The sequence below is a fragment of the Rhizobium sp. NPDC092011 genome (assembly GCF_044756305.1).
GTDB lineage: Bacteria > Pseudomonadota > Alphaproteobacteria > Rhizobiales > Rhizobiaceae > Rhizobium.
The window spans coordinates 159,301-180,215 of sequence record NZ_JBIVSO010000002.1; the positions used below are offsets into that span (position 1 = coordinate 159,301).

Below are 20,915 nucleotides of genomic sequence, written 5' to 3' on the forward strand. Positions count from 1 at the left end.
CGGTCCCCATTTCCCAAGAGGGGGCCAAAGGAGAGACTAACATGAAGTCCAACGGTAAGCGCTGGGCCCTGTGGGGCGCCGGCATGGGTGTTGCTGCGGCCATTTCAGGCGCGGCATTCTATCTCGAGCTGCCCCGCGGTGCTCAGGCAACCGAGGCAAGCGGCCCGGCGGCGATGCCGGCCATCCCGGTCACCGTCGCCGCGGTGGAGCCACGCGACATCACGTCCTGGCAGGAATTTTCCGGCCGGCTCGAAGCTATCGACCGGGTCGAGGTGCGGCCGCGCGTCGCCGGCGCTATCCAGTCGGTGCATTTCCGCGAGGGAGCCCTGGTCAAGCAGGGCGACCTGCTTGTGACGATCGACCCTGCACCCTATGAGGCAACGGTTGCACAAGCCCAGGCTCAGGTATCGGCCGCCAAGGCGAAGCTCGATCTGGCCAAGGTCGAGGTCGGTCGCGGCCAGAAGCTCTTCGACAACAGAACGATCTCGCAGAGCGATATGGATACGCGCACCAGCAATTATGCCGAGGCGGAAGCCAATCTGAAGGCTGCGCAAGCAGCCCTGCAGACTGCGCAGCTAAACCTCGATTATACGCAGGTTCGCGCTCCGATTTCCGGCCGCGTCGGCAAGATCGCCGTCACAGTCGGCAATCTTGTCGCTGCCGGCTCGACGTCGCCGGCGCTGACGACGCTTGTCTCGGTCGATCCGATCTATGCGAGCTTCAATGCGAACGAGCAGACCGTTACCCGGGCGCTGGCGGAATTGCCGGCAACCGACGGTGCGGTTCCGCCCGTCGAGCAGATTCCGGTCCAGATCGGCACTGCCGGCGACAACGGTACCCCGATCAAGGGCAAGTTGCAGCTGATCGACAACGAAGTCGATGCGGCTAGCGGCACCGTCAGCGTTCGCGCCGTCTTCGACAATCCCGGCGGCCGTCTCATCCCCGGCCAGTTCGTGCGGGTTCGCATGGGCCAGCCGAAGGCCGAGACCAAGCTGCTCATCAGCGAGCGGGCGATCGGGACGGACCAGGACAAGAAGTTCGTCTTCGTGGTCGGCGCAGAGAACAAGGTCGAGTATCGCCCGATCAGCCTCGGCGACACGTCAGACGGCATGCGCATCGTCACGGCAGGCCTGAACGCCGGCGACAAGATCATCGTCAACGGCCTGCAGCGGGTTCGCCCGGGCGCAGTCGTCGATCCCAAGCCGGAAGAGAAGGTCGCTTCCAAATAATTCATCCGGCCGGAGAGATTAGTCTCCGGCCGTTCGTTCCAATGCTTCGTTTTGTAATGCTCGTGGCGCCTGTTGGGCCGCGGGCCCGGACTTCGTGTCCCTTGATTCACCCATGGAGAGGGTTCTGCCATGAACATCTCAAGATTTTTCGTTGACCGTCCGGTGTTCGCCGGAGTGCTATCGATCCTCATCGTGGTCGCCGGCCTGATCGGTCTGAAGCTGCTGCCGATTTCCGAGTACCCGGAAGTCGTGCCGCCGTCGATCGTCGTTACCGCCCAGTATCCGGGCGCCAACCCGAAGGTCATCGCCGAGACGGTGGCGACGCCGATCGAAGAGCAGATCAACGGCGTCGAGGGCATGCTCTACATGAGCAGCCAGGCGACATCAGACGGCCTGCTGACGCTGACCGTCACCTTCAGGCTCGGCACCGACCCGGACAAGGCGCAGCAGCTTGTGCAGAACCGCGTTTCGCAGGCTGAGCCTCGCCTGCCGCAGAACGTGCGCGATCTCGGCATTACCACGGTCAAGAGCTCGCCCGACCTGATGATGGTGGTCAACCTCATCTCGCCGGACAATCGCTACGACATCACCTATCTGCGCAACTACGCCACCCTGAACATCAAGGACCGGCTCGCTCGCCTCGACGGCGTCGGCCAGGTTCGTGTGTTCGGCTCGGGCGACTATTCCATGCGCGTCTGGGTGGATCCGCAGAAGGCTGCCGAGCGCGGTCTCGCCGCCAGCGATATCGCCAATGCCATTCGCGCGCAGAACATTCAGGCCGCTGCCGGCATCATCGGCCAGTCGCCGAGCGTTCCGGGCATCGACGTGCAGCTGAACGTCAATGCCCAGGGCCGTCTGACGACGCCGGAGGAATTCGGCAACATCATCGTCAAGAGCGGCAGCAACGGCGAGATCACCCGCCTGCGCGATGTCGCACGCATCGAACTCGGCGCTGCCGACTATTCGCTGCGTTCGCTGCTCGACGGTAAGCCCGCCGTGGCCATTCCGGTCTTCCAGGCGCCGGGTTCCAACGCGATCACCATCTCCGACAACGTCGTCAAGACGATGAACGAGCTGCAAACCGCGATGCCTGACGGCGTGAAGTACGAAATCGTCTACGACACCACGCAGTTCGTGCGTGCGTCGATCGACAAGGTCGTGCACACGCTGCTGGAAGCCATCGTGCTCGTCGTCATCGTCGTCATTCTGTTCCTGCAGACATGGCGCGCCTCGATCATCCCGCTGATCGCGGTTCCGGTCTCGATCATCGGTACTTTCGCCGTGATGTATGTCGCCGGCTTTTCGATCAACGCGCTCAGCCTTTTCGGTCTGGTGCTGGCGATCGGTATCGTGGTGGATGACGCAATCGTGGTCGTCGAAAACGTCGAACGTAACATCGAGAATGGCCTTAGCCCGCGTGACGCGACCTATCGCGCCATGAAGGAAGTATCCGGCCCGATTATCGCGATCGCGCTGGTGCTGGTTGCCGTCTTCGTGCCGCTGGCTTTCATCTCCGGTCTTTCGGGCCAGTTCTATCGCCAGTTCGCACTGACGATCGCGATCTCGACCGTTATCTCGGCTTTCAACTCGCTGACCTTGTCTCCGGCTCTGGCGGCAATGCTGCTGAAGGATCACCATGCGCCGAAGGATATGCTGACGCGCGTGATGGATTTTGCCTTCGGCTGGTTCTTCCGTGGCTTCAACAAGGTATTCCACCGCGGTTCATCTGCCTATGGCAGAGGCGTCGGTGGCATCCTGTCGGTGAAAAGCCTGGTCATGATCGTCTATCTCGCCCTCATCGGCGCGACCTACTACCTGTTCCAGGCCGTGCCCGGCGGCTTCGTTCCGCAGCAGGACAAGCAGTATCTGATTGGCTTTGCCCAGCTGCCTGACGGCGCCACCCTCGACCGCACGGATGACGTCATCCAGCGGATGAGCAAGATCGCGCTGGAACAGCCTGGCGTCGAGCATGCGATTGCCTTCCCGGGCCTGTCGATCAACGGCTTCACCAATTCCTCCAACGCCGGCATCGTCTTCGTGACGCTGAAGGGCTTCGAGGATCGTACGACGCCGAACCTGTCGGGCGGCGCCATCGCCATGCAGCTGAACCAGAAGTTCGCCGGCATTCAGGACGCCTTCATCGCCATGTTCCCGCCACCGCCCGTCCAGGGCCTCGGCACGACCGGCGGCTTCAAGCTGCAGATCGAGGATCGTGCCGGTCTCGGCTACCAGGCGCTCGACCAGGCGAATAAGGCATTCCTCGCCAAGGCTTACCAGACGCCTGAACTGACGGGGATCTTCTCGAGCTATCAGATCAACGTGCCCCAGCTCTTCGCCGATCTCGATCGTGCCAAGGCCGAACAGCTCGGCGTCTCGGTGACCGATGTCTTCGATACGCTGCAGATCTATCTGGGTTCACTCTACGTCAACGACTTCAACGCATTCGGCCGTACCTACAGCGTGCGTGTGCAGGCGGATGCCCAGTTCCGCTCGCATGCGAACGATATCGGCCAGTTGAAGGTTCGCTCGGCGTCGGGCCAGATGATCCCGCTCTCGGCGTTGCTGAAGGTCGAGGCCAGCACCGGGCCGGAACGGACGACGCGCTACAACGGCTTCCTCGCTGCCGATATCAACGGCGGGCCGGCGCAAGGCTACTCGTCCGGTCAGGCACAGGCTGCCGTCGAGCGGATCGCCAACGAAACGCTGCCCCCGGGCATCGGCTTCGAGTGGACGGATCTGACCTATCAGCAGATCCTGGCCGGCAGTTCGGGCGTCATCATCTTCCCGCTGGCCCTGCTGCTCGTCTATCTCGTGCTGGCCGCGCAGTATGAAAGCGTCACCCTGCCGCTTGCGATCGTCATGATCGTGCCGATGGGCGTGCTGGCCGCCTTGACGGGCGTCTGGTTGACCGGCGGAGACAACAACATCTTCACGCAGATCGGCTTGATGGTGTTGGTGGGATTGTCGGCGAAGAACGCGATCCTGATCGTGGAATTCGCCCGCGAGCTGGAGCTGGAAGGCCGCAAGCCGGTCCAGGCTGCAATCGAGGCCAGCCGCCTGCGTCTGCGTCCGATCCTGATGACCTCCATGGCCTTCATCATGGGCGTCGTGCCGCTGGTCACCTCGACCGGTGCCGGTGCGGAGATGCGCGCTGCCATGGGTGTCGCGGTGTTTGCCGGCATGATCGGCGTCACCTTCTTCGGCATCTTCATGACGCCGGTGTTCTACGTGCTGATCCGCGGTGTCACGGGCAACCGTCCGCTGAAGCAGCATCATCACAACGACAATGACCATTCGGCGGAGGTACTCCCGATCGCCGCCGAATAGGGGGCCGTGCCGAGCGGTACTCCAGTGCTCGACACCCCATGGGCGGGACCGCAAGGTCCCGCCCTTTGTTTTGCGGAATTTGTCGCACGTCGGCTGATTTCCTTTGCATGCTGGCACCATAGGTTTATCAAGCTCTTGCATGAGTTGATGAACGTACATCGGGTTGGTGGGAGCAGCCCGTTGGCGGAAAGACCGAAACAGCGATAGCATGCTCTCGCAAGGTCCGCGTGTTCCATTCGGAGGATAGGCTATGGGCGGCAGGAAGATCGCTTTTCTCGGTACGGGATTGATGGGCGCGCCGATGGTGCGGCGGTTGCTGGCCACCGGCTTTGCCGTGACCGCGTGGAATCGCGACCGGAGCAAGGCGGAGCCGCTGGCCGCTGATGGCGCCATCGTCGCGGATACGGCGGCAGAGGCGGCGCGAGGAGCCTCGGTGCTATTCACCATGCTCACCAATGGCGGCGCCGTCGGCGAGGTCCTGTTCGGCAGCGGCGTGGCTGACGCTCTGGAAATCGGCGCTGTGGTCATCGACAATAGCTCGATACCGCCGGCCATTGCGCGCGAACATTCCTTCAAGCTTGCCGAGCGTGGCATCAGGCATATCGACGCGCCGGTTTCCGGCGGTGTTGTGGGTGCGGAGGCCGGGACGCTGGCAATCATGGCCGGTGGCGATGTCGATGTTATCGACAGCGTTCGCGATGTCATGGCACCTCTCGGGCGCGTGACACGTGTGGGGCCGAGCGGCACCGGACAACTCGCAAAGCTCGGCAATCAGCAGATCGTTGCCGTGACGGTCGGTGCAGTCGCGGAGGCGATGCTGCTGGTCGAAGCCGGCGGCGGCTCGCGCGAGGCCTTTCGCAATGCCATTCGCGGCGGTTTTGCCGAGAGCAGGATCCTCGAACTGCACGGCCAGCGCATGATCGAACGCAGTTTCGAACCAGGGGGAACCGCCCGCATACAGTTGAAGGATCTCGATATGATCCTCGCGACGGCCAGCGGCCTGTCCCTGCAACTGCCTCTGACCGAGGCCGTCAGAGCGGAATTTGCTGAGTTCGTCGAGAACGGCGGCGGGGAGCTGGATCACAGCGCCTTGCTGCAGCACTTGGAAGACAAGAATGGCCGAGGAAAGGCTTGAGGAAGAGATGAGCGATAAGGGTGCATCCAAGCGTCGTCTGCGTTCGCAGGACTGGTTCGACAATCCGGATCATATCGATATGACGGCGCTCTATCTTGAGCGCTTTATGAACTATGGCATCACGCCGGAGGAGCTGCGGTCGGGCAAGCCGATCATCGGCATTGCCCAGAGCGGCAGCGACCTCACACCCTGCAATCGCCATCACCTCGATCTCGCCAAGCGCGTGCGCGACGGCATTCGCGATGCCGGCGGCATCCCGATCGAATTTCCGACCCATCCGATCTTCGAGAACTGCAAGCGCCCGACAGCGGCAATCGACCGCAATCTTGCCTATCTCGGCCTGGTGGAAGTGCTCTACGGCTATCCGATCGACGGCGTGGTGCTGACGACCGGCTGCGACAAGACCACACCCTCCGCACTGATGGCGGCTTCGACCGTCAATATTCCGGCGATCGTTCTCTCGGGCGGGCCGATGCTCGATGGCTGGCATGACGGCGAGCTTGCCGGCTCGGGCATGGCGATCTGGCGCTCGCGCCGCAAACTGGCGGCTGGCGAGATCGATGAAGAGGGCTTTCTGGAGGCTGCTCTGGCGTCGGCTCCTTCGGTGGGACACTGCAACACGATGGGAACGGCCTCGACCATGAATGCCATGGCGGAAGCCCTCGGCATGTCGCTGACCGGCTGTGCCGCCATTCCCGGCGCCTATCGCGAGCGCGGGCAGATGGCCTATCGTACCGGGCGCCGCGCCGTCGAACTCGTGCTTGATGATATCAAGCCTTCGGACGTGCTGACGCGCGAGGCTTTCCTCAATGCGATCAGGGTCAATTCCGCCATCGGCGGTTCGACCAATGCGCAGCCGCATCTGGCCGCCATGGCCAAACATGCCGGCGTCGAACTCTATCCCGACGACTGGCAGGTGCATGGCTTCGACATCCCGCTGCTGGCCAATGTGCAGCCGGCGGGTGCCTATCTTGGCGAGCGCTTCCACCGCGCCGGCGGCGTCCCGGCCATCATGTGGGAGCTGCTGCACGCCGGAAAGCTCGATGGAAGCTGTCCGACCGTGACCGGCAAGACGATGGCGGAGAATTTGAAGGGCAGGGAGGCGAGCGATCGCGAAGTTATCCGCCCATTCGCCGAGCCGCTGAAGGAGCGGGCCGGCTTCCTCGTGCTCAAGGGCAATCTGTTCGATTTCGCCATCATGAAGATGAGTGTCGTGTCCGAGGATTTCCGCAGTCGTTATCTGCAGGAGCCGGGCCACGAAGGCGTGTTCGAGGGCCGGGCTGTCGTTTTCGACGGCTCCGAAGACTATCACAAGCGCATCAACGATCCCGATCTTGGCATTGATGAGCGGACTATTCTCGTCATCCGCGGCGCCGGGCCGATCGGCTGGCCGGGGTCTGCCGAAGTCGTCAACATGCAGCCGCCGGATGCGCTGCTCAAGCGCGGTATCCGCAGCCTGCCCACGATAGGAGACGGTCGGCAGTCGGGTACGGCCGATAGTCCCTCCATCCTCAATGCCTCGCCGGAAAGTGCTGCCGGCGGCGGCCTTGCGTGGCTGAGGACCGGTGATGTGATTCGCATCGATTTCAACCACGGTCGTTGCGACATGCTGGTGGAGGAGACGGAAATCGAGCGGCGCAAGGGCGACGGCATACCACCGGTGCCGCCAGATGCGACGCCTTGGCAGCGGATCTATCGCCGCTCCGTGACGCAGCTTTCCGATGGCGCCGTGCTCGATGGCGCCGCAGATTTCCGCAATCTCGCGGCTGTTCCGCCGCGGCACAATCACTGACGAGGGCTCGGGTTGACCCATCGGCGCATGGGCGGCAAGCTGCCGTTAAAGTTCGCGAAACTGGAGTAGTGCAAGTTAACCGAGTTGCAGCTATGTAATCTCTCCAGTTTCCGAAGGGAGGGGCTCTTTGGCAGAGGTGGCATCCGGGCGGACCGAAGAGGAGTTCCAGGACCTATTGAGGAGGCTGGAGCTGGCGCTTGACGCGTCCCAAATCGGCGTTTGGCAGCATAACGTCGACGACAAGGAACTACTTTGGGATCCGCAGATGCACAGGCTCTACGGAACCGGTCTTCAGGGCAGCAAGGTATCGTCCGATGTCTGGATGAGGGCGCTTTATCCCGAGGATGTCGAGAAGGCTCTCAACGACTTCCAGATCGCTCTCGACGCGCGTGGTTTCTACAATTCCCAGTTTCGCATCGTGTTGCCGAGCGGCGACGTGCGCTACATCCGCTCGCGGGCGCATTTCTATGAAGATCTCGATGGTTCACCATCCTTCATCGGCGCCGAATGGGATGTGACCGCCGATATCCTGCTCAATCGGGAGCTGACCAGCCAGAAGGCAATTGCCGAGGCGCGCGCGGTGGCGCTCGAGCAAAGCCGGGCTCGTATCGAATATGCGGCTGATCACGACTATCTCACAGGCCTGCCCAATCGACGCTATCTTGACCGGCGCCTTGGCGAATTGCGCAGGGACGCCGCGATCGAAACTTTGGCCGTGCTCCATATCGACATCGATGGCTTCAAGGAGATCAACGACAAATGGGGGCACGCCGCCGGCGATGCGACGTTGCAGAGCGTGGCCGCGCGTATCTCGGCTGCGATCACCGCCAGCGATATAGTGGCGCGTGTGAGCGGTGATGAATTCGTGGCCGTGTTGGTGAATGTCGGCAGTGCGGAGAGGCTGGAAGGTATCGTAAACGACATCCTCTCGCGGCTGCGGCGCGAGGTGCGTTTCGGTAACGAGATGCTGCGGATCGGCGCATCTATCGGTGTGGCCTTGAGCCTCACCGGCAACGCCGCCAATCTGCTGGCGGAATCGGACGTGGCGCTTTTTCAGGCCAAGAAGCTTGGCCGCAACCGTGCGGAGTTCTTCACGCCGGAACTGCAAGCCGACCTGCATGCCGAACGGCGGCTGGCCGATGAGCTGCGGCTGGCGCCGGTGTTGCGGCAAATCGAGCCCTTCTATCAGATCCAGGTGGATGCGCGCAGCCGCCGCATCGTCGGGCTGGAGGCGCTGGCACGCTGGCAGCATCCGGAAAAGGGGCTGCTCAATCCGGCTGCCTTTCTCAAGGTGGCGGATGAATATGGGCTGACGGCCGAGATTGATGCCGCCGTGCTCAAGCGCGCGCTTGCCGACCGCGCCACCTGGGTTTCGCGCGGTCTCGTGCCGCCGCGTATCGCCGTCAATATTTCCGGGCGCCGGCTTGCCGACCCAGACCTGATCGAAGGGTTGGAGGCGCTGAAGATACCGCGCCATGCCATCGCCTTCGAACTCGTGGAAACGATCTTTCTGGACGAGCCTGATGACCGGGTCCTGGCCAATATCGACGCTATCAAGAAGATGGGGATCGATATCGAGATCGACGATTTTGGCTCGGGCCATGCCTCTTTGATTGGTCTGGTGAAACTGAAGCCGAAAAGGCTGAAGATCGACCGGCAATTGGTGACGGAGTTGACGGTGTCGGACGAGCAGCGTCGTCTTGTCAGCTCGATCGTCGACATTGCGCGGGCTCTGAATGTCGAGGTGATTGCCGAAGGTGTGGAGACCGAGGAGCATGCGCGCATTCTGGCCGAGGTCGGTTGCGACGAACTTCAGGGCTTTGCTATCGGCTACCCCTCTCCGGAAAGCGAGATTGCAGCTCTGCTGAAATCGGCTCATGCAAAGAGCAGAAGCCGATCCGCCGTTACCGGCCACAGGCAGACTACTGGATCTGCAACGCGACGATCAAACCGTAGCTGATAACGCCAAGCATCAGCAGCGACAGCGTGGCTGCGATGATGACGCGCCCGCCCGCATGGGCAACGGAGCGCACATTTACCGAGAGGCCAAGTGCGGCCATGGCAATCACCGTCAGGATGCCCGACACCGACTGCATCGGAGCGATCAGTGCTTCCGGAATGAGGCCGAAGGAACGCATCGCCATCAAGCCGAGGAAGCCGCAGATGAACCATGGAACCAGCGAGGGGTGAAGGCCGCTGCCACCGTTCGCCTCGGTCGTCTCGACCTTGGTGATGATGCCGAGCAGGAAGATGACGGGTCCGAGCATCAGGACACGGATCAGCTTGACCAGGGTGCCAGTCTGGACGGCGAGAAGGCCGACAGGGGCAGTTGCAGCAAGCACCTGCGGGACGGCGTAGACGGTCAGCCCCGCCAGCGCGCCGTATTGCGACACGCTCATGCCGAAATGGAAGTAAAGGAAAGGCAGGAGGAAGACGGCGGCGATGCCCAATACAGCAGTGAAGGCAAGGGCTGCGGCGATCTCCTGTGAATCTGCTTCGATCACCGGGGCGACGGCGACGATGGCGGAATTGCCGCATATCGAGTTGCCGCAGGCAATCAGCGTCGCGAGCTTCGGCGGCAGGCCGAGCAGGCGTCCGATCACATAGGTTGCGGCAATCGAAAGCACGACGACGATGGCGATGCCGGCGATCAGCCAGACGCCAGCGCCGCGAATGGCCGAAAGGCTGATGGAGGCGCCGAGAAGGACGATGGCGATTTCCAGCAGGAACTTGGCACTGAAATCGATGCCCGGCTTCATGGACGGCTTCAGCGGCTTGAGGGTGCAGACGGCAATGCCGAGCGCTATGGCGAGTACCAGACTTTCGATCCACCGACCGCCGAGCAGGCCGACCTCCACGTGCTCGCCTGCATAGGCGACGATCGCGACGGCACAGGTGAGTGCGAAGCCGGGGAGGATCTTGTTTGCGCTTTGAGCTGATGACATGTGGTGCCGCCATTCTTTTTATGATGTGTTGACGGCTGGAAAGTCTCATCTGCTCATGTCGACATCCATCGAATATTATCCTATGTTTCGTTCGATAAATTAGAATGATTTCCCATGACCTTTGAGCAACTCGCAATTTTCGTCGCCGTCGCCGAACGAGAACATCTGACTAATGCGGCCGAAGCCATCCACCTGACGCCGTCTGCCGTCAGTTCGGCGATCAAGAATCTCGAGGCCTATTACGGGGTGGAGCTGTTTCATCGCGTCGGCAGGCGGATCGAGCTGACCGAGACGGGGCGATCCTTCCTGGGGGAAGCCAAGGCGACGCTCGCCCGTGTACGCTCCGCCGAACTCATGCTGTCCGAACTCGGTGGTCTGCAGCGCGGCCGGCTCAGCCTTTACGCGAGCCAGACCATAGCAAGTTACTGGCTGCCGCCTTTGCTGATGCGGTTCCAACGTGACTATCCCGGCATCGAGCTGGATCTTACGATCGGCAATACGCGAACCGTCACCGAGGCCGTCATCGACGGGGCGGCGGAGTTGGGTTTCATCGAGGGTGAGGTGGATGCGCCGGCGCTGTCGATGAAGATCGTGGCGCAGGATGCGCTTGTCATCGTTGTGCCGCCGCATCATCCCTGGGCCGACGGCCGGCAGCTCTCCATAACGGACCTCGTGACAGATACGTCCTGGGTGATGCGTGAGGAGGGATCGGGTACTCGTTCTGAGTTCGAGAACGCGATTGCCAAGCTCGGCGCCTCGCCACGCGACCTCAAGGTCGCGCTGGTTCTCCCATCGAACGAGGCGATTCTGTCGGCAGTCTGCGCGGGCCAGAGTGCCGCGGCGCTTTCCAACGCGGCTGCCAAGGCCTATCTGGGGCAGGGATTGCTGGTTCAGGCGAGCTTCGATCTGCCGGCCCGCAGTTTTCGCCTTTTGCGTCACAAGGAGCGCCATGCCAGCAAGGCGGCGTTGACGCTGGAGACCATGTGCAAGAGCTATCGTAAATATGCGAGCTTCGAAGCGGATGGGAATAGCGAAGACGTTGCTGGCGTCAACCGCTGACGTCGGCGATCCTCTAAAACATCACCTTCGGGATGCTATTTGCGCTCCACCCGCTGCCGGTTGGCGACCACCAGTTCGATCTCGTTGCGTTCCAGCATGGCGTTGATATCGGCCGGCGGTGCGTCGTCGGTGACGAGGACATCGAAGCTTGAGGGTTCGTTCAGGATGATCGGCGCGCTGCGTCCGAATTTTGCGCTGTCGGCGACGACGATACAGTTTTCAGAGCGGCTTGCCGCTTCCCGCGAATATTCCGCCTCTTCGAGATCATGCAGCATGAAGCCCGACGTGGCGTTGATGGCGCCGACCGAGAGGATGGCGTGGCGTATGTTGAAGCGGCGCAGGAAATTCGCCGCTTCCATGCCGAAAGCGCCGCCATCGTGGCCACGCAACTCGCCGCCGGCGAAGAAGACGCGGTTGCCATTGCGCGTGGCCAGTGCATGCGCCACCGACAGGGCGTTGGTGACGACGAAGAGCTTCTGATGCTTTTGTAGCGCAACGGCAATGAAGGCCGTGGTGGAGCCGACATCAAGAAAGAGCGTATCGCCGTCCTCGATCATGGCCGCCACCGAGGCGGCGATCATCCGCTTGGCTTCCGCATTTTCGTTCATGCGCAGGTGCAGCGGCGGCTCGATCATCGAGTCCTTGATATGGACGCCGCCATGCACCTTGGTGACGAGACCGTTTGCTTCGAGGCTGCGGATGTTGCGGCGGATGGTTTCTTCGGAAACGCCGAGCCGCTCTGCCAGAAACTGAATGCGGCTGGCCCCGCCGGCGAGCCGGAGTTCTTCCAGGATCTCGCGCTCGCGATGATTGGCGTGAAGCGGTGGTTGGGACATGCCCGACATGATCCTGATCCTATTGCGGGTATGATCTCGAAATTCAACTGCGGCTTTCGGATCGAGCAGGCGGCGTCACTAAGCGGCATCAAGGTTTGCAAATCAATCCGATCGCCTCGCGATGCAGTTTTTAAGGCAAATCTCACCCACGGTGAAGCGTTCTGTTTGCAATATTCATCATTCATCCAATTGAGATTTAGTCTCGAATCCAACAAAAAGCCAAATATTCGTTTCATTTTGTGGATCGATCTTGACAGCCGATCGTTTGTGAGGAACCTTCCCGCCAGAGGATGCTGAGCAGTAGCGCCGGAGGGGGAATGACTGCGACGCCGGAAGACAGGATATATTCTCTCGGAATCTGGCATGGGCCGATCGAGATCGCCCCGCTTGTCGGCGGCATAACCAATCGCAACTATCTGGTCGGCAATGCAGGACGGCGTTTCGTCGTGCGATTGGGCTCGGATATCCCCGTCCACCACATCAGTCGCACCAACGAAGTGGCGGCAAGCAGGGCCGCCCATGCGGCTGGTCTTTCTCCCGCTGTCATCCATCACGAGCCCGGCATTTTGGTGCTCGACTACGTCGATGCGAAGCCGCTATCCGCTGACGATATACGCAATCCCCTGGTGATGGCTCGGGTCTTGCCGCTCGTCAGATCGTGCCATCGCGATGTGCCGAAGCATTTTCGCGGACCGGCTGCCATCTTCTGGGTCTTCCATGTGGTCAGGGATTATGCGGCTCTTCTGGAGGCTGGCGGCAGCCGGCACACGCCGTCGCTGCCGTCTTTCCTGGAAATTGCGGAACGGTTGGAACGTGCTGCCGGACCCTACGAGATCGCCTTCGGCCACAATGATCTGCTAGCCGCGAATTTCCTCGATGACGGCAAGCGGCTCTGGCTGATCGACTGGGACTATGCCGGCTTCAACACGCCACTTTTCGATCTCGGCGGACTTGCTTCCAACAATGAATTCTCCGAGGCGCAGGAAGAGGCGATGCTGGAGGCTTACTTTGAGGCTCCCGTCAGCGACGATCTGCGCCGGCGCTATCAGGCGATGAAATGCGCCTCGCTCCTGCGCGAGACGATGTGGAGCATGATTTCGGAAATCCATTCCGACATCGAATTCGATTATTCTTCCTATACAGCTGAAAATCTCAGGCGCTTCGAGAGTGCCTGGCAGAGCTTTCGCAACTCTTGAGGTGACACGATGAAGGAACTGCCTGCTACCGCCAAGACCGTCGTCATCGGCGGCGGCATCATCGGCTGCTCGACCGCCTACCATCTCGGCAAGCTCGGCTTTACCGATACCGTGCTTCTCGAACGCAAGAAGCTGACCTCGGGCACGACGTTTCATGCCGCCGGTCTCGTCGGCCAGCTGCGCACCAGCGCCAACATCACGCAGATGCTCGGCTATTCCGTCGATCTCTACAAGAAGCTCGAGGCGGAGACGGGGCTAGCCACCGGCTGGAAGATGAATGGCGGCCTGCGTCTCGCCTGCAACGAGGAGCGCTGGACGGAGGTCAAGCGACAGGCGACGACGGCGCAGTCCTTCGGCTTGCAGATGCACCTGCTGACCCCCAAGGAGGCCTTCGACCTCTGGCCGTTGATGGATGTCGACGATCTCGTCGGCGCCGCCTTCCTGCCGACCGACGGACAGGCCAATCCCTCCGATATCACCCAGGCGCTGGCGAAGGGCGCCCGCATGAGCGGTGTCTCGATCTTCGAGGATACCGAGGTTCTCGATCTGGAGATCGACAAGGGCCGGATCCGCGCCGTCATCACCGAAAAGGGCCGCATCGAATGCGAGCGTGTGGTGGTCTGCGCGGGGCAGTGGACTCGGACGTTTGCAAGCCGCTTCGGCGTCAACGTGCCGCTCGTTTCGGTGGAACACCAATATCTCATCACCGAATCCTTCGGTGTGCCCTCCAACCTGCCGACGCTGCGCGATCCTGACCGCCTGACCTACTACAAGGAAGAGGTCGGCGGTCTTGTGATGGGCGGCTATGAGCCGAACCCGATCCCCTGGGCGCTCGACGGTATCCCAAAGGATTTCCATTACACGCTGCTCGACAGCAACTTCGACCATTTCGAGCAGATCATGGAGCAGGCGCTGGTGCGCGTGCCGGCGCTGCAGACGGCCGGCGTCAAACAGCTGCTGTGTGGCCCGGAGAGTTTTACGCCCGATGGCAATTTCATTCTCGGCGAGGCGCCGGAGCTGCGGAATTTCTTCGTCGGCGCCGGCTTCAATGCCTTTGGCATTGCCTCGGCCGGCGGTGCCGGCATGGCGCTCGCCGAATGGGTCGCCAAGGGCGAGCCGCCCTACGACCTCTGGCCCGTCGATATCAGGCGCTTCGGCCGTCCGCATTTCGACACGGACTGGGTTCGCACGCGCACGCTGGAAGCCTATGGCAAGCATTACACCATGGCCTGGCCCTTCGAGGAGCATTCCAGCGGTCGACCCTGCCGCAAGTCGCCGCTCTATGATCGGCTGAAGGCGCAGGGGGCCTGCTTCGGCGAAAAGCTCGGCTGGGAACGGCCGAACTGGTTTGCCGATCTCTTTGCCGGCGAGGAGCCGAAGGATGTCTATACCTATGGCCGTCAGAACTGGTTCGGCGCCGTCGGCCGCGAGCACAAGGCGGTGCGCGAGGCCGCGGTCATCTTCGACCAGACCTCCTTTGCCAAATTCGTGCTGAAGGGCAGGGATGCGGAGGCGGCGATGTCGTGGATCGCTTCCAACGACGTCGCCAAGCCTGTCGGTTCTTTGACCTACACGCAGATGCTGAACGATCGCGGCGGCATCGAATGCGATGTCACGGTTGCTCGCGTCGCCGAGAATGAATTCTACATCACGACCGGCACCGGCTTCGCCACGCATGATTTTGACTGGATCGCTCGGAATATTCCGAGCGAGATGCATGCCGAGCTGGTGGATGTAACCTCGGCCTATTCGGTGCTGTCGCTCATGGGGCCGAAGTCGCGCGCGATATTGCAATCGGTGACCTCAGCGGATGTTTCGAACGCCGCGTTCCCCTTCGGCAAGGTTCGGACTGTCGGTATCGCCGGCTGCCCTGTCCGGGCGCTACGCATCACCTATGTCGGAGAACTCGGCTATGAGCTGCATGTGCCGGTGGAATATACGGCGGGCGTCTATGACGTGTTGATGGCGGCCGGGCGTGAGCATGGCCTCGTCAATGCCGGCTACCGGGCTATCGAGAGCTGCCGTCTGGAGAAGGGCTATCGCGCCTGGGGTTCGGATATCGGGCCGGATCATACACCGGTCGAAGCCGGACTTGCCTGGGCGGTGAAGACGAAAAAGGACATCGCATTCCGCGGCAGGGAGGCGATCAAGCGGCAGCTTGTTTCGGGCGTGAAGAAGATGCTCGCCTGCTTCGTGCCCGACGATCCCGAGATCGTGCTTCTCGGCCGCGAGACGATCTATCGTGACGGACAGCGCGTCGGCTGGCTGTCGAGTGGCGGCTACGGCTACACGATCGGCAAGGCCATCGGCTACGGCTATGTCCGTGATCCCGGTGGGGTGACGGAGGAGTTCGTGCTGTCCGGCCGTTACGAGCTCGATGTCGCGCAGAGCCGCGTGCCATGCCAGGTGTCGCTGAAGCCGCTCTATGATCCGCAGATGGCGCGGATCAAAGGGTGAGCGCAAACGGGCGAGGCGGCGCCCTTAGAGGGCAGGAGCCGGGTACCGGGAATGCTACCCGCTCGCCATGCACTTATTTGGCCGAGCCGGGCTATATCTTATGGTTTTCATCAAGGCTGCCCCCGCGATCACTTCGAAGACTGTCCCGTGTTTTGGCCGCCATCCCTGTTGGTCCAATAATGGTCTGATATCTTCTGATTGTTGGCGATGATGCTTGCGGCGATATCAGGATTCCCACCCATAAACGTTTCAGGATCGGCGCCGCATAGAAGAAGGAAAAGCTTCTGATGGGCGACTGCCGCAAAGTACTCGTAAGCCGGAGGCTGTTCCTGTGATCCAATGGATTTCAGCTCGTAAGCCGCCTGTTCGCTGGCATGCTCGAGCGCTTGATAGATCGTTGCCAGCATAGCCCGTTCGGCCCGCTCCTGGATGTCTCCATACTGTTTCTGATCCGGCGTCGGAATAGGGCAGCTCTCGCTCATCGCATGCATCTCCTAGCTGAATATCTCATTTGTGAAGATTGGCGATTGCCACGAGATTATGCCTACTTTGGGTTGGCGGAGAAAAGTTTTGCCGAGCTGGATTGTCAGGCGCGAATCGTCGCAATCATCTCCCTGCCGTCTGTCCGGCAGATTCCACACCTTATAAAGGCTATTGCGCCACCCTGGCCTACGGCACTCGACGGTTGGCCGACCTGCTTCCTTAGGGGCTTTGCCTGATGCTGTCGGGGGTTTTTCCCGTCCAATTCCTGAAAGCTCGTACCTTCGGCTTCGATGCGGCGCTGGAGTGTGCGTTTGCTCACCGCCAGTTTGCTAGCGATCGCATCCATGGTCGTCAGGCCGCTGGGTATGCCTTCGTGAAGGGCGGCTTTGACCCGTATCGCAACGGTCACCGAAGCGTCGAGATCGGCGAGACGCTGGCGAAGATCAGGCTCGAACGCGGCCCAGAGAGGCTCGTTCGATGTCAGAAACGGGAGGATGGCATCGGACTTTGCGAATTTGATCGCGTGATGGGGGCCGCGGTGTAGGCGGCCGCCCAGGAAATCCTCGTAAGGCGCCAGCGGCGACGGAAGCTCGGTCGTGGTTACTTCTATCGGCCGGATCATCTCTCTGGTACCGATTCGAGCAAGAGTGACGCAGAACAGCAGTTCCATCATCACCAGCGACGCCGGCGTGCGCAAAGGACCGTCCTGCCAGACGAGTGCGATGGTCATCCAGTCGCCTTCCTCGCGTAGAAGCATCTGCATGGGACCGATGAGTGTCTTGTATTTGGCGATGCGCTGTGCTGCCACAAGTAGATTTGGGCTGCACAAGGCCGCAAACAACGGCGGGGAGAAGGACTCACTGCGCACGGCTTGGCATACCCGGATCGGAAAGAGCGGATCGCCCATCTCCTGCTCAGCACCCCGCCAAAGGCGATAATAAGCCTCCGGTTCTAGCCGCACCGAAGGCTGATGCAGCAGATCGTCGGGGAGCCCGGCGCGACGCAGCACATTTGCAGGCGAGATCCCAAGATCTGCGAGCAGGGTGCGCCATGTCGTATCGAGAGCGTAGGTCGGGGTTTGCATGAGAAATCCTAGAGGTTTCCGCATTCCGGGCGAAACCGCCGCGTACCAATTCAGGAACATGGTTTAGTAGGTGTCGGACCGGGTTGTCCATCGCTCCGTCTGGCGAACCCAACGGAGCGATTAGGTGGCGATCAAAGCCCGAACTGTGCCTTCATGCCGTCGAAGAAAGTGGCGTCGTCCGTGGCATCGCGCGTTCCGATCAACTGAACCGCATCGGCGCCTGCAGCGTAGCGAAGCCGATGGGTCTCGTCCATTGTCGCTCCGTATATGACATCGGCGATCAGCTCCGGCTCGGAGGCGTTTTCCATCATCGGACCAAAAAAGCGGAATAGCGACTGGATGAGGGGCTGGTATTCGGTGATGTTCTCATCATTGGTGAAATCGAAGGAGCGGCCGCCGAAATCCGTCTTGATGCCACCCGGTTCGATGAGTTTGACGGCGATGCCAAGCGGTGCAAGCTCATATTGCAATGCTTCCGACAGGCCCTCCACGGCGAACTTCGTACCATGGTAGAGTGAGCCGAACGGGAAAGCCATGCGGCCGCCGATCGACGAGATGTTGACGATGGTGCCGCTGCGGTTGGCGCGGAAATGCGGTAACAGGGCCTGGGTCACCGCGAACATGCCGAGCACGTTGACATCGAACTGGCGGCGGATCTTCTCGAAAGGCGTGACCTCGAGCGGGCCATAGGCACCATAGCCAGCATTGTTCACAAGCGCGTCGACGCGTCCGAATTTCTCCAGCCCTGCATCAATTGCCGAGCGGATCGAGGCCGCGTCCTGAACGTCCAGGCGCGTTACCAGCAGATTGTCGAGCTTCGTCAGCTCTGTTTCCTGCTCCGGCGAGCGCATGGTGGCGATGACATTCCAGCCGTGCCGGTGGAAGAGTTTTGCGGTTGCGCGGCCGAGGCCGCTGGACGTGCCGGTGATGAGAATGGTCTTGGTCATTGGGTGCTCCTTGGTGGTGATGAACCCCAAGCTACGAGCGAAACGTACCGCTTGCACTGGCAAGACATGCCAAACGACTATCGGATGACGCCAACGATTTCCGGCGCTGTCTTTTCAGCCCTCGCACTCCACTATCGCCGGGCCGGCAAATCCCAGGTCCGGTAGAGGCTATTGAGGGCCTGTGCCGTATGGCATTCCACCATCGGCAACTCCGATGCCTGGAGGATTTTTGCATATTTGGCGCCGCTGTCACGGGTTTTGACAAGGATCCACTGAACCATCTCCCATTTGATGCTGTCCTTGGCTCCTTCGAGATGCCCGGCTCGGTTCGAGCTGTTGAGAAGCGTCCGCTTGAGGTAGCGGGTGAAGCGCAGCCAGTGGTTCGAGGTTATCAGGATGGCGCCGGTCGCGCGCGCCAGGCGCTGCGGCATCAGGCGCGTGTAGTTGCCCTCCATGATCCACTGTTCGCCCAGGATCGCCGCATCGTGGAGGGCTGCGAATTCTGCCTCGGGGCGCTGCTGCCAATCCGTATAGGGCAGGTGGTGCAATTGATCGAGATGGACGGTTGGGAAGCAGAGCTTTCTGGAGAGTGCAACCGCGAGGGTTGATTTGCCAGCATTGGAAGGGCCGAGTACGACGATGCGCTCGCCAAGGGAATGCAAGGGAAGCATAGGGGCACCGGTCGAAAAGTTGGAATGGCCTCCATTGGCTGAAGTAGGTTCGGTTGTCAACGATCTGCAAGGGTGCCGCTGCCATCGACCGTCGATGGCGTCGAAGGTCGGATATCGAGCTGGAGAACGGCCGGAAGAGGGGCTGCTCGGCATCAGATCCCAAGCGTGGCTCCGTTCGCCATGTCGAGGATGATCCAGTTGATATCCTTGATCGTGACAATCCCCCGCTCTATGAATTCAACCAGTATAGAAATGAGAGCCAGGGTGCAGTGAGAAGCTTTTTCAATGCGGCCAGGCTGTTGCTTGCCGATGTCGCCTCCAGCCTGTTTTTTGCCATTCTGCTGTCGTTGACGGACAACGTCATGCTGGCGACATGTCTGGCGATTGCCTTTGGTCTTCTCCAGATCGGAGTCCAGTTCATCCGCGGCAAGCCTATCGTAATCATGGAATGGCTTAGCCTTTTTCTGGTTGTTGCCGCTGGCACGGCGACGCTGCTGACGGATGATCCGCATTTCGTGCTGTTCAAGCCGAGCATCATCTATGCGGTTGTGGGCGCCGCGATGCTGAAGGCAGGCTGGATAAACCGGTATCTGCCGGCGATTGCACGCACGGTTGCGCCCGACGTTGCGACCTATGTGGGCTTTGCCTGGGCTGGCCTGATGTTCTTGTCGGCTGCACTCAATGCGTTCATTGCTATTGTCTTTGACGTATCCACATGGGTGTTCGTCATGCCGGTCTTTGCTACCTGCAGCAAGGTGGTGTTGATGCTGGCCGGCTTTGCTGCGATACGCCTCACGGTGCTGCGACGCCTGCGTGGAATGCCCGAGGCGGAACGCGATGCTCTGCTAATCTCGACAGGGGAAAGGGTGCAATCGCCGTTGTCCGCAACGACTGCCGCCGGAAAGCTGTGATCTGGACGCTGCAATGATAGGCCTTTCCTTGACTTGCCGGCACTTTCGCCGTCAATCGAACGGCTGACGAAGATGGAGGCATGACCAATGGCGGAAGCGAACATCAGGCTTGAGGAAAGCTGGAAAGAGGCATTGTCGCCGGAGTTTGCCAGTCCATACATGGACGAACTCAAGGCTTTCCTCGTTGAGGAGAAGCAGCGCGGCAAGGTGATCTTTCCTCGCGGCAGCGAGTATTTTCGGGCACTGGACCTGACGCCGCTTGATGAGGTGCAGGTGGTCATTCTCGGACAGGATCCCTATCATGGCAGCGGGCAGGCGCATGGGCTTTGCTTCAGCGTGCGTCCCGGCGTGCGCATTCCGCCGTCGCTGGTCAATATCTACAAGGAGCTGGAGGCCGATCTCGGCATCCCGCCGGCCCGGCATGGCTTTCTGGAAAGCTGGGCGAAGCAGGGCGTACTTCTGCTCAACAGTGTGCTGACGGTAGAGGAATCGCAGGCTGCTTCACATCAGGGCAAGGGCTGGGAGCGCTTTACCGATGCTGTCATCCGCAAGGTCAACGACGAGTGCGATGGCGTCGTCTTCATGCTCTGGGGTTCCTATGCGCAGAAGAAGGCAGCTTTCGTCGATACGGAGCGCCATCTCGTCTTGAAATCCGTGCATCCCTCGCCGCTGTCGGCCCATAACGGCTTCCTCGGTTGCCGGCATTTCTCCAAGGCCAATGCCTATTTGACGGAGCAGGGCCGGGAGCCGATCGACTGGTCGCTGCCGAGCAATCCCGAAGCGCAGTAAGGCATTGCCGTCTCGCTTTTTGGCGTATCAGTGAACGATGAAAATTTATCGTTC

16 protein-coding genes are annotated in these 20,915 nt (G+C 61.0%); 10 read left to right on the forward strand and 6 right to left on the reverse strand.

Translation table 11 applies throughout. The features are described from left to right. Positions 1 to 41 precede the first annotated feature (41 nt). The 5 genes from ACIQJ2_RS09180 to ACIQJ2_RS09200 all read left to right on the forward strand — a co-directional run bounded on the left by ACIQJ2_RS09180 (position 42) and on the right by ACIQJ2_RS09200 (position 9,443). Positions 42 to 1,229, forward strand: a complete 1,188-nt coding sequence (locus ACIQJ2_RS09180) for an efflux RND transporter periplasmic adaptor subunit (protein ID WP_400669802.1) — start codon at positions 42 to 44, stop codon at positions 1,227 to 1,229. A gap of 129 nt (positions 1,230 to 1,358) precedes the next feature. Next, positions 1,359 to 4,556 carry an efflux RND transporter permease subunit gene (locus tag ACIQJ2_RS09185; RefSeq protein ID WP_199148018.1) on the forward strand — a complete coding sequence of 1,066 codons (3,198 nt, stop codon included), beginning with the start codon at positions 1,359 to 1,361 and terminating at the stop codon, positions 4,554 to 4,556. Positions 4,557 to 4,806: 250 nt separating this feature from the next. Next, positions 4,807 to 5,691 (forward strand): NAD(P)-dependent oxidoreductase, encoded by an 885-nt coding sequence (locus tag ACIQJ2_RS09190; protein ID WP_400669804.1) that lies wholly within the window; start codon positions 4,807 to 4,809, stop codon positions 5,689 to 5,691. Positions 5,692 to 5,698: 7 nt separating this feature from the next. Beyond that, complete coding sequence (locus ACIQJ2_RS09195) at positions 5,699 to 7,483, forward strand: IlvD/Edd family dehydratase (protein ID WP_400670253.1); 1,785 nt, start codon at positions 5,699 to 5,701, stop codon at positions 7,481 to 7,483. Between the two features lie 127 nt (positions 7,484 to 7,610). After that, positions 7,611 to 9,443 carry an EAL domain-containing protein gene (locus tag ACIQJ2_RS09200; RefSeq protein WP_400669807.1) on the forward strand — a complete coding sequence of 611 codons (1,833 nt, stop codon included), beginning with the start codon at positions 7,611 to 7,613 and terminating at the stop codon, positions 9,441 to 9,443. Here the strand turns inward: ACIQJ2_RS09200 and ACIQJ2_RS09205 are convergent. Further along, positions 9,406 to 10,428 (reverse strand): YeiH family protein, encoded by a 1,023-nt coding sequence (locus ACIQJ2_RS09205; protein ID WP_400669810.1) that lies wholly within the window; start codon positions 10,426 to 10,428, stop codon positions 9,406 to 9,408. The two genes, ACIQJ2_RS09200 and ACIQJ2_RS09205, sit on opposite strands and share 38 nt — an antisense overlap. A 114-nt stretch (positions 10,429 to 10,542) precedes the next feature. Here ACIQJ2_RS09205 and ACIQJ2_RS09210 point away from each other — a divergent pair, with 114 nt between their 5' ends. After that, positions 10,543 to 11,487: a LysR substrate-binding domain-containing protein gene (locus ACIQJ2_RS09210; RefSeq protein WP_199148014.1), complete on the forward strand. Its 945-nt coding sequence runs from the start codon at positions 10,543 to 10,545 to the stop codon at positions 11,485 to 11,487. A gap of 35 nt (positions 11,488 to 11,522) precedes the next feature. Here ACIQJ2_RS09210 and ACIQJ2_RS09215 read toward each other — a convergent pair whose 3' ends face one another. Further along, the gene (locus ACIQJ2_RS09215; protein ID WP_199148013.1) at positions 11,523 to 12,332 is read right to left on the reverse strand and encodes a DeoR/GlpR family DNA-binding transcription regulator; all 810 of its coding nucleotides are present in this window, start codon (positions 12,330 to 12,332) and stop codon (positions 11,523 to 11,525) included. Positions 12,333 to 12,640: 308 nt separating this feature from the next. Here ACIQJ2_RS09215 and ACIQJ2_RS09220 point away from each other — a divergent pair, with 308 nt between their 5' ends. Together ACIQJ2_RS09220 and ACIQJ2_RS09225 are read left to right on the forward strand one after the other, a co-directional pair. Beyond that, positions 12,641 to 13,519, forward strand: a complete 879-nt coding sequence (locus tag ACIQJ2_RS09220; protein WP_199148012.1) for a choline/ethanolamine kinase family protein — start codon at positions 12,641 to 12,643, stop codon at positions 13,517 to 13,519. Positions 13,520 to 13,528: 9 nt separating this feature from the next. Further along, positions 13,529 to 15,976, forward strand: a complete 2,448-nt coding sequence (locus ACIQJ2_RS09225) for an FAD-dependent oxidoreductase (protein ID WP_400669813.1) — start codon at positions 13,529 to 13,531, stop codon at positions 15,974 to 15,976. Positions 15,977 to 16,104: 128 nt separating this feature from the next. Here the strand turns inward: ACIQJ2_RS09225 and ACIQJ2_RS09230 are convergent, their stop codons facing one another. From ACIQJ2_RS09230 to ACIQJ2_RS09245, 4 genes are all read right to left on the reverse strand, one after another. Further along, a complete protein-coding gene (locus ACIQJ2_RS09230) occupies positions 16,105 to 16,458 on the reverse strand; it encodes a hypothetical protein (RefSeq protein WP_400669814.1) in 354 nt (117 codons plus the stop codon). 104 nt (positions 16,459 to 16,562) lie between these two features. Beyond that, the gene (locus ACIQJ2_RS09235) at positions 16,563 to 17,543 is read right to left on the reverse strand and encodes an AraC family transcriptional regulator ligand-binding domain-containing protein (protein WP_400669817.1); all 981 of its coding nucleotides are present in this window, start codon (positions 17,541 to 17,543) and stop codon (positions 16,563 to 16,565) included. Between the two features lie 131 nt (positions 17,544 to 17,674). Next, complete coding sequence (locus ACIQJ2_RS09240) at positions 17,675 to 18,490, reverse strand: SDR family oxidoreductase (protein WP_400669820.1); 816 nt, start codon at positions 18,488 to 18,490, stop codon at positions 17,675 to 17,677. 131 nt (positions 18,491 to 18,621) lie between these two features. After that, a complete protein-coding gene (locus ACIQJ2_RS09245) occupies positions 18,622 to 19,161 on the reverse strand; it encodes an AAA family ATPase (RefSeq protein WP_400669822.1) in 540 nt (179 codons plus the stop codon). A 53-nt stretch (positions 19,162 to 19,214) separates the two neighbouring features. Here ACIQJ2_RS09245 and ACIQJ2_RS09250 point away from each other — a divergent pair, with 53 nt between their 5' ends. Both ACIQJ2_RS09250 and ung read left to right on the forward strand, forming a co-directional pair. Continuing rightward, complete coding sequence (locus tag ACIQJ2_RS09250; RefSeq protein WP_400746512.1) at positions 19,215 to 20,072, forward strand: inner membrane-spanning protein YciB; 858 nt, start codon at positions 19,215 to 19,217, stop codon at positions 20,070 to 20,072. Between the two features lie 87 nt (positions 20,073 to 20,159). Beyond that, the gene (gene ung / locus ACIQJ2_RS09255; RefSeq protein WP_400669826.1) at positions 20,160 to 20,861 is read left to right on the forward strand and encodes a uracil-DNA glycosylase; all 702 of its coding nucleotides are present in this window, start codon (positions 20,160 to 20,162) and stop codon (positions 20,859 to 20,861) included. Positions 20,862 to 20,915: the final 54 nt, after the last annotated feature.